General features: G+C 61.7%; 16 protein-coding genes. 10 read left to right on the forward strand and 6 right to left on the reverse strand.

From position 1 onward, the window contains the following. Positions 1–30 precede the first annotated feature (30 nt). Positions 31–915 carry a phosphoribulokinase gene (locus IV098_RS03840; protein WP_296886488.1) on the forward strand — a complete coding sequence of 295 codons (885 nt, stop codon included), beginning with the start codon at positions 31–33 and terminating at the stop codon, positions 913–915. A 200-nt stretch (positions 916–1,115) separates the two neighbouring features. On the opposite strand, the gene IV098_RS03845 is transcribed toward IV098_RS03840, so the two are convergent. Then, positions 1,116–3,470 carry an arylsulfatase gene (locus IV098_RS03845; protein ID WP_296886489.1) on the reverse strand — a complete coding sequence of 785 codons (2,355 nt, stop codon included), beginning with the start codon at positions 3,468–3,470 and terminating at the stop codon, positions 1,116–1,118. Between IV098_RS03845 and IV098_RS03850 the strand changes: the two genes are divergently transcribed. Further along, a complete protein-coding gene (locus tag IV098_RS03850) occupies positions 3,453–3,704 on the forward strand; it encodes a hypothetical protein (protein WP_296886490.1) in 252 nt (83 codons plus the stop codon). The two genes, IV098_RS03845 and IV098_RS03850, sit on opposite strands and share 18 nt — an antisense overlap. A gap of 19 nt (positions 3,705–3,723) precedes the next feature. On the opposite strand, the gene IV098_RS03855 is transcribed toward IV098_RS03850, so the two are convergent. After that, a complete protein-coding gene (locus tag IV098_RS03855; RefSeq protein ID WP_296886491.1) occupies positions 3,724–5,772 on the reverse strand; it encodes a M3 family metallopeptidase in 2,049 nt (682 codons plus the stop codon). A gap of 102 nt (positions 5,773–5,874) precedes the next feature. Here IV098_RS03855 and IV098_RS03860 point away from each other — a divergent pair, with 102 nt between their 5' ends. The 5 genes from IV098_RS03860 to IV098_RS03880 all read left to right on the forward strand — a co-directional run bounded on the left by IV098_RS03860 (position 5,875) and on the right by IV098_RS03880 (position 10,553). Continuing rightward, the gene (locus tag IV098_RS03860) at positions 5,875–6,402 is read left to right on the forward strand and encodes a gamma carbonic anhydrase family protein (protein WP_296886492.1); all 528 of its coding nucleotides are present in this window, start codon (positions 5,875–5,877) and stop codon (positions 6,400–6,402) included. Between the two features lie 27 nt (positions 6,403–6,429). Beyond that, positions 6,430–6,924: a peroxiredoxin gene (locus tag IV098_RS03865; protein WP_296886493.1), complete on the forward strand. Its 495-nt coding sequence runs from the start codon at positions 6,430–6,432 to the stop codon at positions 6,922–6,924. An 89-nt stretch (positions 6,925–7,013) separates the two neighbouring features. Then, on the forward strand, positions 7,014–8,678 hold the full coding sequence (gene ettA, locus IV098_RS03870) for an energy-dependent translational throttle protein EttA (RefSeq protein ID WP_296886494.1): 1,665 nt from the start codon (positions 7,014–7,016) through the stop codon (positions 8,676–8,678). A gap of 7 nt (positions 8,679–8,685) precedes the next feature. Next, positions 8,686–10,053, forward strand: a complete 1,368-nt coding sequence (locus IV098_RS03875) for a diguanylate cyclase (RefSeq protein ID WP_296886495.1) — start codon at positions 8,686–8,688, stop codon at positions 10,051–10,053. A gap of 32 nt (positions 10,054–10,085) precedes the next feature. Further along, positions 10,086–10,553 carry a YhcH/YjgK/YiaL family protein gene (locus tag IV098_RS03880; RefSeq protein WP_296886496.1) on the forward strand — a complete coding sequence of 156 codons (468 nt, stop codon included), beginning with the start codon at positions 10,086–10,088 and terminating at the stop codon, positions 10,551–10,553. 6 nt (positions 10,554–10,559) lie between these two features. Here the strand turns inward: IV098_RS03880 and IV098_RS03885 are convergent, their stop codons facing one another. Together IV098_RS03885 and IV098_RS03890 are read right to left on the reverse strand one after the other, a co-directional pair. After that, entirely contained in the window at positions 10,560–10,793 is a 234-nt protein-coding gene (locus IV098_RS03885) for a SlyX family protein (RefSeq protein ID WP_296886497.1), read from the reverse strand. Continuing rightward, positions 10,790–11,323 (reverse strand): TlpA disulfide reductase family protein, encoded by a 534-nt coding sequence (locus IV098_RS03890; RefSeq protein ID WP_296886498.1) that lies wholly within the window; start codon positions 11,321–11,323, stop codon positions 10,790–10,792. The genes IV098_RS03885 and IV098_RS03890 overlap by 4 nt, the downstream gene beginning before the upstream one ends. Between IV098_RS03890 and IV098_RS03895 the strand changes: the two genes are divergently transcribed. The 3 genes from IV098_RS03895 (at position 11,322) to IV098_RS03905 (ending at position 13,976) form a co-directional block, all read left to right on the forward strand. After that, on the forward strand, positions 11,322–11,735 hold the full coding sequence (locus IV098_RS03895) for a CopD family protein (protein ID WP_296886499.1): 414 nt from the start codon (positions 11,322–11,324) through the stop codon (positions 11,733–11,735). The two genes, IV098_RS03890 and IV098_RS03895, sit on opposite strands and share 2 nt — an antisense overlap. A 20-nt stretch (positions 11,736–11,755) precedes the next feature. Next, complete coding sequence (locus tag IV098_RS03900) at positions 11,756–13,000, forward strand: THUMP domain-containing protein (RefSeq protein WP_296886500.1); 1,245 nt, start codon at positions 11,756–11,758, stop codon at positions 12,998–13,000. Between the two features lie 109 nt (positions 13,001–13,109). After that, positions 13,110–13,976, forward strand: a complete 867-nt coding sequence (locus IV098_RS03905; RefSeq protein WP_296886501.1) for a diguanylate cyclase — start codon at positions 13,110–13,112, stop codon at positions 13,974–13,976. Positions 13,977–14,063: 87 nt separating this feature from the next. Here IV098_RS03905 and IV098_RS03910 read toward each other — a convergent pair whose 3' ends face one another. After that, positions 14,064–15,191, reverse strand: a complete 1,128-nt coding sequence (locus IV098_RS03910) for a PilT/PilU family type 4a pilus ATPase (protein ID WP_296886502.1) — start codon at positions 15,189–15,191, stop codon at positions 14,064–14,066. 10 nt (positions 15,192–15,201) lie between these two features. Next, entirely contained in the window at positions 15,202–16,245 is a 1,044-nt protein-coding gene (locus IV098_RS03915) for a type IV pilus twitching motility protein PilT (protein WP_296886503.1), read from the reverse strand.

Raw genomic sequence — 16,245 nt, forward strand, 5'->3', positions numbered from 1 at the left:
CTAATTATTACCTCTTCAGGGAGTCCCAGCATGTCCAAGAAACATCCCGTCATCGCGGTCACGGGTTCGTCCGGCGCCGGCACCACCACCGTCAAGCGCGCGTTCGAACACATTTTCTTCCGTGAAAAAATCAATGCAGCCGTGATCGAAGGCGACAGCTTTCACAGCCTGTCGCGCGTGGATTTCAAGGAGGCTGTCAAAAAAGCCGAAGCCGAAGGCAACATGTCGTTCAGCCACTTCGGTCCGCAGTCCAACCATTTCGGCAAGCTGGCCGAACTGTTCGAAACCTACGGCAAGACCGGCGGCGGCAAAAAGCGCTTCTACATCCACAGCGATGCCGAAGCGGCCGATCACAACAAGCGTCTCGGCAGCAGCCTCAATCCCGGTGAGTTCACTCCGTGGGAAGACGTGCCCGCCGGCTCCGACGTACTGTTCTACGAAGGCCTGCATGGCCTGGTGAAAACCGATGACATCGACGTTGCCCAGCACGTCGACCTCGGCATCGGCGTGGTGCCCATCGTCAACCTCGAATGGATCCAGAAAATCCACCGCGACAGCGCCGAGCGCGGCTATTCGGCCGACGTGATCGTCGACACCATCCTGCGCCGCATGCCGGATTACGTGAACTACATCACGCCGCAGTTCTCGCGCACCGACATCAACTTCCAGCGCGTCTCCACGGTCGACACCTCCAACCCCTTCATCACGCGCGACATCCCGACGCCGGACGAAAGCTTCATCGTCATCCGCTTCCGCGAGCCCAAGGGCGTCGACTTCCCCTACCTGCTGAACATGATCCCGAACTCCTTCATGTCGCGCCGCAACACCTTCGTGGTGCCGGGTGCCAAGATGGGTTTCGCCATGGAGCTGATCCTGGCGCCGATCATTCAGGAAATGATCGCGAACAAGAACTAAGTAACGGGCTGTACCTGCCGTGAAAAGCCCCCGCTTGCGGGGGCTTTTGTTTGCAGGCGCCATGGGTGCCGCTGCCAGAGTGCTTGTTTCCCAATGGGTTAAGAAAGCTCGCGTGGGCAACGTCTGGCGGCCGCGCAATAAAAACGGGTGCGTGCACCCGTTTTTATTGCCTGATCGGGGATGTCTGATCCCCGACACGCTTATTTCACCTGGACGATTACCTCCGGGATGCGCCCGGTGAAGCGCGACCGGGCTTCCGCCCCGATGGATTCCACGACCGGTGTGCCAAGATCTATGCCCACGTCGGCGGTCTCGTCGGCCGAAAAGATGGCTGCCTGGGTATGCTCAATGCGGCCTTCACCGACTTTCTCGTCGTTCACATACAGGGTTCCCAGTCCGCCCTTGCCCATTCCGCCACCGTCGTAGGCGAAATCGAAGCGGATCGTGTTCTTGCCGGGCGCGAGCTTCCTGGAGGCGGCGATCGAACTGCGCTGCAGGCCGAGGAAGTTGTAGTCGTAGGCAGGTATGCCGTCCTTCACATACAGCGACCAGCCGCCGAAGCGCCCGCCCTGCGCCAGGATGGTGCCGTTCGCACCGTCCTGTGGTACCTCGATTACCGCAGTCAGGGTCTTGGATTTGTTCTTCACGTTGATGAAGACGTTTTCCATCATGCCGGTCATGCCTTCGGCCAGCGTCAGCGAGGTGCGCTTGCCCATGGGATCGGGGCGGCCAACGGCTTCAGCCAGCGTACGCTCGAACAGGCGGTCGTCGATTGGCAACACGTGGTATTTGGCGGCTTCCCGCATGAACAGCGCCTGCATCTCGGCGAGTTTCTTCGGATTCTTCGCGGCCAGATCGGTGCTCAGGCTGAAGTCGGTGCGCACATCGTAAAGTTCCCACACATCGTCCTTCAAGGGGCGGCGAACTTCGCGCTCCCAGGCTGCCCGGTGAATCGTGCGCGCCAGCCAGCCGTCGTGGTAGAGGGCGCGGTTGCCGGCAATTTCGAAGTATTGCGTGGCATGGCGTTCCCGGGCCTTGGCATCGTCGAAGCTGTAGACCATGCTGGTGCCTTCCATGGGAATCTGCGGCGTGCCGTTGACTACCCTGGGTTCGGGCAGGCCGGCGGCCTGCAGGATGGTCGGCGCCACGTCGATCACATGGCTGAACTGGGTGCGCTGCTCGTTCTTCGCCTTGATTCCCTTCGGCCAGTGCACCACCAGGCCATTGCGGGTGCCGCCAAAATCCGCGGCGACCTGCTTGGTCCAGGCGAAAGGCGTATCCATCGCAACCGCCCAGCCCGAAGCGAAGTGCGGGTAGGTCTCGGGGCCGCCCCACTTGTCCATCACCTTCAGCATGTCGGCGACCTTTTCCTGAACACCATTGAAATAGGTCATCTCGCTGAACATGCCGTGCTCGCCACCCTCAGCGCTGGCGCCGTTGTCGCCCGCAATATAGAAAACAAGGGTGTTGTCGGCCTGACCGGTGCTGTCGACTGCCTTGAGCATGCGGCCGATTTCATGATCGGTGTAATCGAGATAGGCGGCGAATACTTCCATCTGGCGGGCGTACAGACGCTTTTCGTCGGCAGACAGCCTGTCCCAATCGCGAATTGCCGCTGGTTTCGGCGCCAGCTGTGTGCCGGCCGTGATCACGCCTGTCTTGAGCTGGCGTTCATAGGTGGCCTGACGCATCGCATCCCAGCCCTGGTCGAACTTGCCTTTCCACTTGTCGATCCAGGCTTTGGGCGCATGGTGAGGCGCATGCGTGGCACCCGGAGCGAAGTAGACAAAAAACGGTTTTTCGGGCGACAGCGCTTTCTGGTATTTCACCCAGGCAACCGCTTTGTCGGTCATGTCAGTCATGAAATGGTAGTTGGGGTCGCTCGGCAGTTCGACCTGGGTGACGCCATCGAAGAGGTAAGGCGCCCACTGATTGGTTTCGCCGCCGATGAAGCCGTAGAACTTGTCGAAGCCCTGACGTGTCGGCCAGCGGTCGTACGGGCCGGAGATCCCGGTTTCCCAGACGGCGGTTTCATGCCATTTGCCGAAGGCTGCCGTGTTGTAACCGTTGAGCCTCAGCATTTCCGCCAGCGGAGCGGTTGCATCCGGAATCTGGCCGGTATTGCCCGGCATGCCAGTTGCCATCTCCGTAATGAAGCCCATGTTGACCGTGTGATGGTTGCGTCCGGACTTGAGTGCGGCGCGGGTTGGCGAGCACAGCGCGGTGGTGTGGAAATTGTTGTAGCGCAGGCCGTTTTGCGCCAGTTTGTCCAGGGTCGGCGTGGCAATCGGACCGCCGAAAGTGCTGGTGGCGCCAAAGCCGAGATCGTCGATCAGCACAATCACCACGTTGGGCGCGCCTGCGGGCGCCTTGACCTCGAAATGCGATGGTGTCTTGACGTTGCGGATATCGAGTTCCGTGTAGACCGGCCGCTTTGGCGCCTGGATCGGCAGCACGCTGCGGTCGAGCGAACGGGGCGTGGGTGATGCGGACACCGCAGGCAGGCTCGCCGTTGCCAGTAGCCCGATTGTCAGGAAATGAGTAATAAGACGCATCGTCATTTTTCCTCCCTTATTAAAGAACCTGGTTTTGTATTTCTGTCCGGCGTTAGCCAACAACGGCTGGATCAAAGTTCAATATACAACATGAAATGTGACCTGCTGACGATGCCAGGGCTATTCGCCGGCCTGTCGAGCCCGATGATTTCGGGGGGATTTGCAATCGCCGGAAAGGACCCGGCTTTGGGCAATAAAAAACGGAACCGTGGGGCTCCGTTTTTATTGATTTGAACGTCCTGCCTGATGCGCTTCAAGCCATGCCGTTATGCCGCAACAGCGCGTCGATGGTTGGCTCGCGGCCGCGGAAGGCCTTGAACGATTCGAGCGCCGGGCGGGCGCCGCCTTGGGCGAGGATTTCGCTCCAGAAGCGGTGGCCAACTTCGGAGTTCAGTACGCCGCCGTAGCCTTCGGCCTCGTCTTCGAACAGTGCGTAGGCGTCGGCCGATAGCACTTCAGCCCACTTGTAGCTGTAGTAGCCCGCCGCGTAGCCGCCAGCGAAGATGTGCGAGAAACTGTTGGGGGAGCGGTTGTACGCGGGCGGTACGATCACCGCGACCCGCTTGCGAATATCGTTCAGCAGGTCCATCGCGCTGCGGCCACCGTTGGGGTCGAAATCGTCGTGCAGGCGCATGTCGAAGCTGGCAAACTCAATCTGGCGCAGGGTATCCAGGCCGGACTGGAAGTTCTTCGCCGCCAGCATTTTGTCGAACAATTCCTTGGGCAGCGCCGCGCCGGTGTCGACGTGCGCGGTCATGTGCTTCAGCACGTCCCACTCCCAGCAGAAATTTTCCATGAACTGGCTCGGCAGCTCGACCGCATCCCATTCGACGCCGTTGAGGCCGGAGACACCCAATTCCTCGATCTGTGTGAGCAGGTGGTGCAGGCCGTGGCCGGTTTCGTGGAACAGGGTAATGACTTCGTCGTGGGTGAACAGCGCGGGCTTGCCGCCGACTGGTGAGGAGAAGTTGCAGTTCAGGTAGGCCACCGGCGTCTGGATGCCGTCTGCTTTCCGACGCCGCGTGATGACGTCGCCCATCCAGGCTCCGCCGCGCTTGGAGGCGCGTGCGTAGAGGTCGAGGTAGAACTGACCGACCTTTTGTCCGGCGTGGTCGGTCAGCGTGTAGAACTTCACGTCGGGATGCCACACCGGCGCCTTGTCTTCGCGGATGTACAGGCCGTAGAGCGTTTCGACCAGCTTGAACAGCCCGGCCAGCACGCGGTGTTCGGGGAAATACTGCTTCACTTCCTGATCGGAAAAGCTGTAGCGCGCGACGCGCAGTTTTTCCGAGGCGTAGGCGTTGTCCCACGCCTGCAGGTCGGCGATGCCGAGTTCGGATGCGGCGAATGCCTTGAGTTCGGCAAAGTCCTTTTCCGCGTAGGGGCGGGCGCGGGCGCCGAGCTCGTCGAGGAACTTCAGTACCTCGGCCGGAGTGTCGGCCATCTTCGCGGCGAGCGACAACTCGGCGTAGCTCTTGAAGCCGAGTAGTTCGGCGGCTTCGCGGCGCAGCTTGAGGATGCGCGCGATCAGCGGCGTGTTGTCCAGCTTGATCTTGCCGAATTCGGACGCGAGGGTGACGTAGGCGCGGTAGACCTGCTCACGCAGGGCGCGGTTGTCAGCGTACTGCATGACCGGCCCGAACGATGGTGCATGTAGCGTAATTATCCAGCCGGTCTTGCCCTCAGCCTCTGCGGTCGCTTGCATCATCACCCGCACGTCGTTTGGGATGCCTTCGAGTTGCGCGGCATCGTCGATCAACAGCGCGAAGTCTTTTTTCGCATCGAGCAAGTTCTCCTCAAACTTGGTGGATAGTTTCGCTTCTTCTTCCTGAATTGCCATGAAAGAGACCTTCTTGTCCGCCGGCAGTTCGGCGCCGCCGAGGCGGAAGTCGCGCAGCTCGTTTTCGACGATCTTTTTCTGCGCCGCGTTCAGCGTGGCGAATCCGGCGCTGGCGGCCAGCGCCTTGAATTTGCCGAACAGCGCTTCGTTTTGCCCCAGTTCGGCGTAATAGATCGTGATCTTGGGCAGGTTGGCGTTGTACACCTCGCGCAACTCGGGTGAATCCATCACCGAATGCAGGTGCGACACCTGACCCCAGGCGCGGCCCAGTTTCTCGTTGGCGTCGTCGAGCGGGCTGACGAAGGCATCCCATTCGGCGGGCGTCGCAGCATCCATCGCCCGTTCGACCGCGGCGCGGCAGTCGGCCAGCAGCTGGTCGACGGCGGGGGTGACGAATTCGGGCTTGAATTCGGCAAATCGCGGCAGGCCGGAAAAATCGAGCAGGGGATTGGTGCTGTTCATGAAGGTTCTTTCGTAAAGGGCGCTTGGAAGGGGGCAACGACGTGCACGGATTATAATTTGGGCCTGTACCTGCAGTATTTCAACCCTCGGTCAATTATGGACTTGGATTCGGTCGTCCCGCACCACGGCATTCATCCGCAACTCGCCCCCGGCGCGTGGGTGCATCCGCGCGCCACGGTGATCGGCGAAGTCACGCTGGGCGCCGACGCCTCGGTGTGGCCGGGCGCGGTGCTCCGCGGCGACGTCAATTCGATCGCGATTGGCGATGCCACCAACATCCAGGACGGCAGCGTGCTGCACGTATCGCACAAAACCCCGGCCAACCCGGCGGGCGGCGCGCTCGTCATCGGCGCGCGCGTCACTGTCGGCCACCTCGTGATCCTGCATGCCTGCACGATCGAAGACGCATGCCTGATCGGCATGGGCAGCATCATTCTCGACCGCGCGGTGATTCAGAAACACGTGCTGCTGGGCGCCGGCTCGCTGGTGCCGGAAGGCAAGGTGCTCGAATCTGGTTATTTGTATCTGGGACGTCCCGCCAAACAGGTGCGTCTGCTCAGCGACGAAGAGATTGCCTATTTCGACTATTCCGCCCGTCACTATGTCGCGCTTGCCCAGTCCTACCGCTAAGCTTCCCGTTCACCGCTCACTACCCTTATGAAATACGCCAAACCCGCTGCCCTTTTTACTATCGCCCTGATTGTGGTTGCCGCGCTCGCATACGCGATGCTGAGCAAACCCGCCGCGCCCGCCGCCACCTTCGTGACGCTTGAGGGCCAGCCGATCCAGCTCGACAGCCTGCGCGGCAAGGTTGTGCTGGTGAACTTCTGGGCAACCTCCTGCCCCGGATGCATCAAGGAAATGCCCGGCATGGTCGAGACCTACAACCAGTACAAGGCCAAGGGCTTCGAGATCATCGCAGTGGCCATGGCCTACGATCCGCCCAGCCATGTGGTCAACTTCACGCAAACCCGCCAGCTGCCGTTTCCGGTTGCGCTCGACGTGAAAGGAGAACTGGCGCAGGCGTTCGGCGATGTGCGGCTGACGCCCACCAGCTTCATCATTGGCAAGAAAGGGCAGATCCTGGAACAAAAGCTGGGTGAGCTCGATTTCGTCAAACTCAAGGCGCTGCTCGACAAGGAGTTGTCGTGATGTTTGCCTGACCGCTCACGGCGTGGCCCCAGGGACGCGCCACTCATTACACCGCATCCCTTTCTGATTTTTTCCGGACTTCCTGATTCATGGCGCAATACGTGTATTCCCTCAACCGCGTCGGCAAGATCGTGCCGCCGAAGCGGCAGATTCTCAAAGACATTTCCCTCAGCTTTTTTCCGGGTGCGAAGATCGGCCTGCTGGGCCTGAACGGCTCCGGCAAGTCCTCGCTGATCCGCATCATGGCGGGGGTCGACAAGGATATCGAAGGCGAGGCGATCCCGATGCCGGGCATCCGCATCGGCTACCTGCCGCAGGAGCCGCAGCTCGATCCGGCCCACACCGTGCGGCAGGCAGTGGAAGCCGGTCTCGGCGAAATTGTCGCGGCGAAGAACGAGCTGGAAACCATTTACGCAGCCTACGCCGAGCCCGATGCCGACTTCGACAAGTTGGCAGAAGCGCAGGCGCGCTGCGAGGCCATTCTCGCCACCGCCGGCGCCGACCTCGACACGCAGATGGAAATTGCGGCCGATGCCTTGCGGCTGGCGCCGTGGGATGCGGTGATCGGCAACCTGTCGGGCGGCGAAAAGCGCCGCGTCGCGCTGTGCCAGCTGTTGCTGTCCAACCCAGACATGCTGTTGCTCGACGAGCCCACCAACCACCTCGACGCCGAGTCGGTCGAGTGGCTGGAGCAGTTCCTCGTGCGCTATCCCGGCACCGTGGTGGCGGTGACGCACGACCGCTACTTCCTCGACAACGCCGCCGAGTGGATACTCGAACTCGACCGCGGCCACGGCATTCCGTGGAAGGGCAACTACACCAGCTGGCTGGAGCAGAAGGAAGCGCGGCTGGAAACCGAGGGCAAACAGGAAGCCGGCCGCATCAAGACGATGAAGCAGGAGCTCGAATGGGTGCGCCAGAACCCCAAGGCGCGCCAGGCCAAGTCGAAGGCGCGCTTGTCACGCTTCGAGGAACTGAACTCGGTCGAATACCAGAAGCGCAACGAGACGCAGGAAATCTTCATCCCGGTCGGCGAGCGTCTGGGTGACAAGGTGATCGAATTCAACGGCGTGAGCAAAGCCTTCGGCGACCGCCTGCTGATCGATAACCTGAGCTTCAGCGTGCCGCCCGGCGCCATCGTCGGCATCATCGGCCCCAACGGCGCCGGCAAATCGACTTTCTTCAAAATGATCACGGGTCTGGAAAAACCGGATTCCGGCGAGGTCGTCATCGGCCAGACCGTGAAAATGGCCTACGTCGATCAAAGCCGCGATGCGCTGGCCGCAAATAAAACCGTGTTCGACGAAGTGGCAGAAGGCCGCGACATCCTGACCGTGGGCCGCTACGAGATTCCGTCGCGCGCCTACCTCGGTCGCTTCAATTTCAAGGGCGGCGACCAGCAGAAAATCGTCGGCAATTTGTCCGGCGGCGAACGCGGCCGGCTGCATCTGGCGAAGACGCTGATCGCCGGCGGCAACGTGCTGCTGCTCGACGAACCGTCCAACGACCTCGACGTGGAAACCCTGCGCGCGCTGGAAGATGCGCTGCTCGAATTCGCCGGCTGCGTGATGGTGATCTCGCACGACCGCTGGTTCCTCGACCGCATCGCCACCCACATCCTCGCTTTCGAGGGCGATTCTCAGGTGGTGTTCTTCCCCGGCAACTACCAGGAGTACGAAGCCGACAAGAAGAAGCGTCTGGGCGAAGAAGGCGCGAAACCCAAGCGGATTCGCTACAAGCCGATCAGCCGTTAAGCCATCGATGCAGCCCCTCCGCACGATTCCTGCCGCATCGCGCGTGCTGCCCTGGGCAGCGGGCGTCGTGGCAGCGTGCGCAATCTGGGCGGTGTTGCAGACCTTCGTCTGGCTGGATCAGGACCGGCGCAATCAGGCCGAGCACGCCATGCTGCAGGCTGAAGCCGCCACCGTGCGGGCGCGGCTGGAGTCGTCGCTGAATGCCACGCTGTCGATGAGCCTGGGCCTGCCGACCTTTGTGCTCACCAAGCCGGATTTCACCGAAGCCGATCTGGCGCCGATCGCGGCCTCGCTGATCCGGCTGCAGCCGGCGATACGCAACGTGGCGATCGCACCGGACAACGAGATCAGCTTTGTATACCCACGCAAGGGGAACGAAAAGGCGCTCGGCCTGCGCTATCTTCACACGCCCAACCAGCGCGAAGCCGTGCTGCGGCTGATGCGCGAGCTGCGGCCGATCACGGCCGGCCCGCTCGAACTGGCACAGGGCGGCGTCGGCATCATCAACCGCATCCCGATCGTGTTTACCCGGGCCGACGGCACTTCGCGTTACTGGGGTCTGGCTTCGGTGATGGTCGATCCGCGGCCCATTTTCGAACAGGCGGGCCTGCTCGATCCGCACTCGGGCGTGCGTTTTGCCCTGCGCGGCAAGGACGGGCTGGGTGCGCGCGGCGCGGTTTTTCTCGGCGACGCCGCGCTGTTCGACAAGCCGGATGCGGTGCGGATGGACATCACCATTCCAGGGGGAACCTGGCAGCTGGCCGCTTCTCAGGCCGTACCAACGGAGCGCCGCGGCATGGGCCTGCAAGCGCTGCTGCTTCTGCTGGCCGCCGGCGTGGGCGGACTGGTGGGCTATTCGCTGTCGGCGCACCAGCGCATTCGCAACATGGCCATGCACGACGGCCTCACCGGGTTAGCCAATCGCCATCAGTTCAATCTGCGTGGGCACGACATGTTTGCGCTGGCCAAGCGCAGCGGGCGGCCGCTCACGCTGCTCAATATCGACGTCGATGATTTCAAGTCGGTCAACGACACCTTCGGACACGTGGCGGGCGATACCGTGCTGATCCAGGTCGCCCACACCCTGCGCGACTGCTTCCGCGAGACCGACCTGCTGGCGCGGCTCGGCGGCGACGAATTCGTGGTCTTGCTGCCGGACACGTCGAAAGGACCGGCGCTGGATGCATTGCTCGACCGCCTGCGCAACGCCGTCGAAGTCGAGTTGCCGGGTTCGGCGCCGGTGCGGCAGGGTCTCAGCGTCGGCGTCGCCGTTTGCGGCGCGCACACGGCATCGCTGGACTCGCTGATGCGCCAGGCGGACGAGGCGATGTACCTGTACAAGGAACGCGCGCAGCAGGTGCGTCCGGCGACTTGATCGCGCTGCCGTCATAACCCGAGTCCTTCAGCATGATTATCGACAAACTGATTTGCGCCGACCGCTACACCTGCCTGCATCCTTTGTTTGCCCGGGCTTTTGCGTTCCTGCGCGACACCGATCTGGGCCAGCTGCAGCCGGGCAGGCACGCGGTGCAGGGCGACGCGATTTTCGCCATCGTCGAGGCGTGTCACGGGCGCAGCCGGGCGGAGGCGCAGCTGGAATGCCATCGCCGCTACATCGATATCCAGCTGGTGCTCGAAGGCGTCGACGAAATGGGCTGGAAGCCGCTGGCCGAATGCCTAAGCCCGGCGACGGACTACGATGCCGCGCGCGATATCCAGTTCTTCACGGACGCGCCGGCGAGCTGGATCGCCACCCCTGCGGGCGCGTTCTGCCTGTTTTTTCCGGAGGATGCGCATGCGCCGCTGGTGAGTACCCTGAAGGGCACAAGTACGGGCTTCATCCGCAAGGTGGTGGTGAAGATCGCGGTGGAGTGAGCGGCGTCAGTAGTGCGGCGGTATCTCGTCGCGCAGGCTGCGCGACTCGTCCGGCGTGACATCTTTGATGCGTTGATGTAGCAGCCGCAGCTGCTGTTGCATCGAGTCGAGCTGCGCCTGCTGGCGAATCACGGTCTGGTTGAGCGTGTCGATCAGGTCTTCGGCAAATGCGAGTTTGGCTTCGACTTCGGTGAGCCGGGCCTGTGCCCAAGCCGCAAGGCTGTCGGGTAATTCGGTCATGGCGGCGTGGCTTTCAGTAAGGGCAACACCAGCTTTTCCAATCGTGCTGAATGCAGTTGTCCGGCGACGGTGTGGCGGAGGTGGCCGTCGGCATCGACGATGAACGAGGTGGGCACGCTCGACACGTCGCCGAATGCCGCTGCGACCGAGGCGTTGGTCGGCGCGGCCATGAATGCGTAGCCCTTGTCTTTCATCCAGGCAGCGATTTTTTCCGGCGTGTCGTCGACGCTGATCGAGATAACTTCGAAGCCCTTGTCGCGATAGTCGCTCCAGAAATCGTCGATCACCGGCTTTTCCTTGCGGCAATAGGGGCACCAGGTCGCCCAGAAATTCACCAGCACGACTTTTCCCTTGAGCGCTTCGCTGCTCAGCACGCGGCCATCGGGCAGCGTGACCTGCCAGGGCGGCAGGGCGCGATTCCCGTCGCTGACCTCGGCCGGCGGCCGAAACCACAGCCAGGCGATCAAACCCAGTAAAATCAGGGTCAGCGGACTTGGCGTCCATTTATTGATCAGGGCTTGTCTATCCATGCTGTGGCTGAAAGCGTTTCATATCGTGATGGTGGTGAGCTGGTTCGCCGGACTGTTTTACCTGCCGCGCATCTTCGTCAATCTGGCGATGGAAAGTCACGATGCAGCCTATGACCGCCTGTTGCTGATGGCGCGCAAATTGTATCGCTTCGTTACGCCTATCATGTGGCTGACGCTGATTACCGGCAGCTGGTTGTGGCTGGCGTATTTCCCGCTCAGCATGAACTGGCTGTGGGCCAAGCTCGCGCTGGTGGCCGGCCTGATCGGCTATCACCACGTCTGCGGCAAGCGTCTGCGCCAGTTCGAAGCCCGTGAGAACCCCCATTCGCACGTATGGTTCCGCTGGTTCAATGAAATCCCGGTGATCGTGCTGCTGGCGATCGTGCTGCTGGTGGTGTTGAAGCCGTTTTAATTCCTTTTTGAAAGTCTTGTTTGAAACCCCAACCCTCTCAATCCTCGCCCCGTCGTCCCAAGAAGCCGCACCCCGTCCGCCCCGAGCGCGACGTGCTGCCGCCCGCCAGCCATTTCGCCACCTGCCCGCGCGGGCTGGAGCCCCTGCTGGAGGCCGAGCTCATCGCCGCGGGCGCGCAGATCGTGCGCGCTTTGCCCGCCGGCGTGCTGTTCATGGCCGATGCCGCCGCCGAGATGCGCGCCAACCTCACCTCAAGGATTGCCACGCGCATCCTGCGCAAGGTGGGCTTCACGCGTTATCAGAAGGAGGAGCATATCTACCGTGCGGCGCTCGAACTGCCGTGGCCGTCGTGGTTTGGTGTCGACAAGACCATCGCGGTGAAAGTCGGCGCGCAGAACGCGTCGCTGAAAAGCCTCAACTTCATCACGCTGAAAATCAAGGACGCGATCTGCGATCGCTTCCGCGAGGAAACGCGCGAACGCCCGAGCGTCGACACCGAAGCGCCTGATGTGCCGGTGTATGCATTCTTTACGCCGGATGCGGTGACTTTCTACCTGGATACCAGTGGCGCGCCGCTGTTCAAGCGCGGTTTCAAGACCGAAGCGAGCGCCGCCTCGATCAAGGAGAATCTCGCCGCCGGGCTGTTGATGCTGTCCGGCTGGGAACCCGGCACGCCGCTGCTCGACCCGATGTGCGGCGCCGGCACCATTCTGATCGAGGCGGCCGACATGGCGCTGAATCGCGCGCCGGGGCGCGCGCGGCATTTTGCATTCGAGCACTATCGCGACTTCGATGCGGCTTTGTGGAAGCGCATCAAGGCCGAGGCCCGTGCACTGGAAAAGCCGCTCAGGAAACTGCCGATTTTCGGTTCCGATCTGGATCGTTGGGTGGTCGACAAGGCGCGCAACAATCTGGCTGCCGCAGGCTATGCCGATGTCATCGAACTCAAAGTGTCGGATGCGCTCGAACTGACGCCGCCCGCGCCGGTCGGCACGCTCGTCACCAACCCGCCCTATGGCGAACGTCTGGGCGAAGCCGAAGACCTGGCCGACTGGTACCCGCAACTGGGCGACTGGCTGAAGAAGGGCTTCAGCGGCTGGGACGCCTGGATCATTTCGGGCGATCCCCTGCTGCCCAAGCTGATGGGGCTGAAAGCCAGCCGCCGCATTCCCCTGTTCAACGGCATGATCGAAACCCGTTTCCTGCATTACAAGCTGATAGCCGGCTCGATGCGGCCGCTCAAACCGGCGCCTTCGGCAGGCTGAAAACCTTGCGTCCGGGGTGGACGAAAGCCACGCAAACGCGCACGATTAAGCCGAGAAAAGCTTCAATATCAATAATCGGAGCAGGCCTATGCCCAATTTGTCGGGCGAAATGAGATATTTCATCATCGAGCTGGATGCGGCCGTGGAGGCGCATCTGGACTGGACGCGTCGCGTGATGCGTTGCGCTGTGCTGCAAGCCTCACCTGGAGACGATGTGCTGTCGAGCCAGGCGCACCAATTGTGCCGGTTCGGGCACTGGATCGGCTTGCAGCGGCCCCGTTTCGAGAAACTGAGCGTGCTCAAGACGCGACAGCTCGAGGCCGCGCATCAGGCCATGCACGATGCCATTCGGGCCCTGTGTACCAATATTCTGGACGGAAAGCCGGGGGGGGGCGCTGACCTGGAAGTGTTCGAACAGAGCCAGTCCGAGCTGATCGGCCTGTTGGCCTGGTTCAAGACGCAATTCCTGGCCGAGGCCATGTGCAACGACCCGCTGACCGGCCTGCCCTTGCGCTACGGTATCGAAGACGAGTTTATACAGGCGCAGAAAGCGGTGCGGCGGGAACAGACCCAACTTTATGTGGCGATGATCGACGTCGATCATTTCAAGGACGTCAACGATCAATATGGTCATGCGGTGGGCGACAAGGCTTTGCAGCATTTGACGCGCAGCCTTAGCAACGCGTTGCGGCCAAACGAGCCTCTATTCCGTTTTGGCGGGGAGGAATTTCTGTTGATGATGCAGTGTCCATCGCCCGAGGCCGCGACCATTGCGGCGAAACGCATCGTCGAGCAGGTGCGCAATTCACCGATGCCGCTGGACCACTTTGCAGAGCCGATCCGGATGACCATCACCCTGGGGCTGACCCTGGTGCAGAACGGCGAACTTCTCGATGAGGTGGTTGAGCGGGCCGATCGAGCCCTCTACGCGGGCAAGAACAGTGGCCGCGACCGTTTTGTCATGCTGAATGGATGACGCGGAGGCGGCGGCGCTGAAAGCGGCCGCCGGGGCAATCAAGTCCCGGACATAAGCGCCGGCATCAACCCGGGTTAAGACCGCGGGTCAGACGATGCCGAGGTGATCCAGCCCGGCCATCATGTCGCGGCCTTTGGCTTCCTGCCCGTGCAGCTTGATCTGCAGGCGTAGGTCGTTGAGGCTGTCGGCGTTCCGCAGTGCATCCTCGTAGCTGATCATGCCCGCCTCGTAGAGATCGAACAGCGCCTGGTCGAAGGTTTGCATGCCGAGCTCGCGCGATTTCGACATGATTTCCTTGATCTCATGCACCTGCCCCTTGAAGATCAGGTCGGCGATCAGCGGCGAGTTGAGCAGGATCTCGACCGCGGCCACGCGCCCGGCCACGCCCTTGCGCGGGATCAGGCGTTGCGAGATGAAGGCCTTAAGGTTGAGCGACAGGTCCATCAGCAACTGGTCGCGCCGCTCCTCCGGGAAGAAGTTGATGATGCGGTCGAGCGCCTGGTTGGCGCTGTTGGCGTGCAGCGTCGACAAGCAGAGGTGGCCGGTTTCGGCGAAGGCGATGGCGTATTCCATGGTCTCGCGATCGCGGATCTCGCCGATCAGAATGACGTCGGGCGCCTGCCGCAGGGTGTTCTTCAGCGCGGAGAACCAGTTGTCCGTGTCGATGCCGACTTCGCGCTGGGTGATGATGGATTTGTTGTGCTCGTGCACGTATTCGATCGGATCTTCGACCGTGATGATGTGGTCTGCCGCGTTCTCGTTGCGATGCCCGATCAGGGCGGCGAGCGAGGTGGATTTGCCGGAACCGGTGGCGCCGACGAAAATCACCAGGCCACGTTTGATCATGGCGACATCGCGCATGATCGGCGGCAGGTTGAGGTCGGCCATTTTGGGGATCTTGGTCACGATCGTCCGCATCACGATGCCGACGCGTCCCTGCTGGACGAACACGTTGACCCGGAAACGGCCGATTTCGGGCGGGCTGATGGCGAAGTTGGACTCGTTGGTCGCCTCGAAATCGCTCCATTGCCGTTCGTTCATGATCGAGCGCGCCAGTTCGCTGGTGTGCGCGGGCGTCAGGGTCTGATTCGACACCGGGGTGATCTTGCCGTCGACCTTGAACGCGGGCGGGAAACCTGCGGTGATGAACAGGTCGGACGCATTCTTCGCCAGCATCAGGCGCAGCAGGTCGTGGATGGTTTTTTCAGCATTCATGACAAATTCCTCAACCGAAGAAGGCATCCTTGTTTTGCGCGGCATTGCGTGCAACGCCGGAAGCAACGATGTTGCGTTTTACCAGATCCTGCAGGCATTGATCGAGCGTCTGCATGCCGATGTTGCCGCCGGTCTGGATGGCGGAATACATCTGCGCCACCTTGCCTTCGCGGATCAGGTTGCGGATCGCCGGGGTGCCGATCATGATCTCGTGTGCCGCCACGCGGCCGTTGCCGTCCTTGGTCTTCAACAGCGTCTGCGAGATCACCGCACGCAGCGATTCAGACAGCATCGAACGCACCATTTCCTTTTCCGCTGCCGGGAACACGTCGACCACGCGGTCGATGGTTTTCGCCGCCGACGAGGTGTGCAGGGTGCCGAACACCAGGTGGCCGGTTTCGGCAGCAGTCAGCGCGAGACGGATGGTTTCCAGGTCGCGCAATTCGCCCACCAGGATCACGTCGGGGTCTTCACGCAGTGCCGAACGCAAGGCATTGTTGAACGACAGCGTGTGCGGCCCGACTTCGCGCTGGTTGATCAGGCATTTCTTGCTCTGGTGCACGAATTCGATCGGGTCTTCGACGGTGAGGATGTGCGCGTAGTTGTTCTCGTTGATGTAATCCATCATCGCCGCCAGCGTGGTCGACTTGCCCGAGCCGGTCGGCCCGGTCACCAGCACGATGCCGCGCGGCTGGTCGGAAATCTCTTTGAAAATTTGCGGACAGTTGAGCTCTTCCAGCGACAGCACCTTGGACGGAATGGTACGGAACACCGCGCCGGCGCCGTATTGCTGGTTGAAAGCATTGACGCGGAAGCGCGCCAGCGAGGGGATCTCGAACGAGAAGTCGATCTCCAGCGTTTCCTCATACACCTTGCGCTGGCCGTCGTTCATGATGTCGTACACCATGCGGTGCACGTCCTTGTGTTCCATCGGCGGCAGGTTGATGCGGCGGACGTCGCCATTGACCCGGATCATCGGGGGCAGGCTGGCGGACAGGTGCAGGTCGGACGCTTTGTTCTTGACGGAAAAAGCCAATAATTCGGAAATATCCAC

The organism is Thiobacillus sp. (assembly GCF_018780105.1).
In the GTDB taxonomy this organism is placed as follows: domain Bacteria; phylum Pseudomonadota; class Gammaproteobacteria; order Burkholderiales; family Thiobacillaceae; genus Thiobacillus.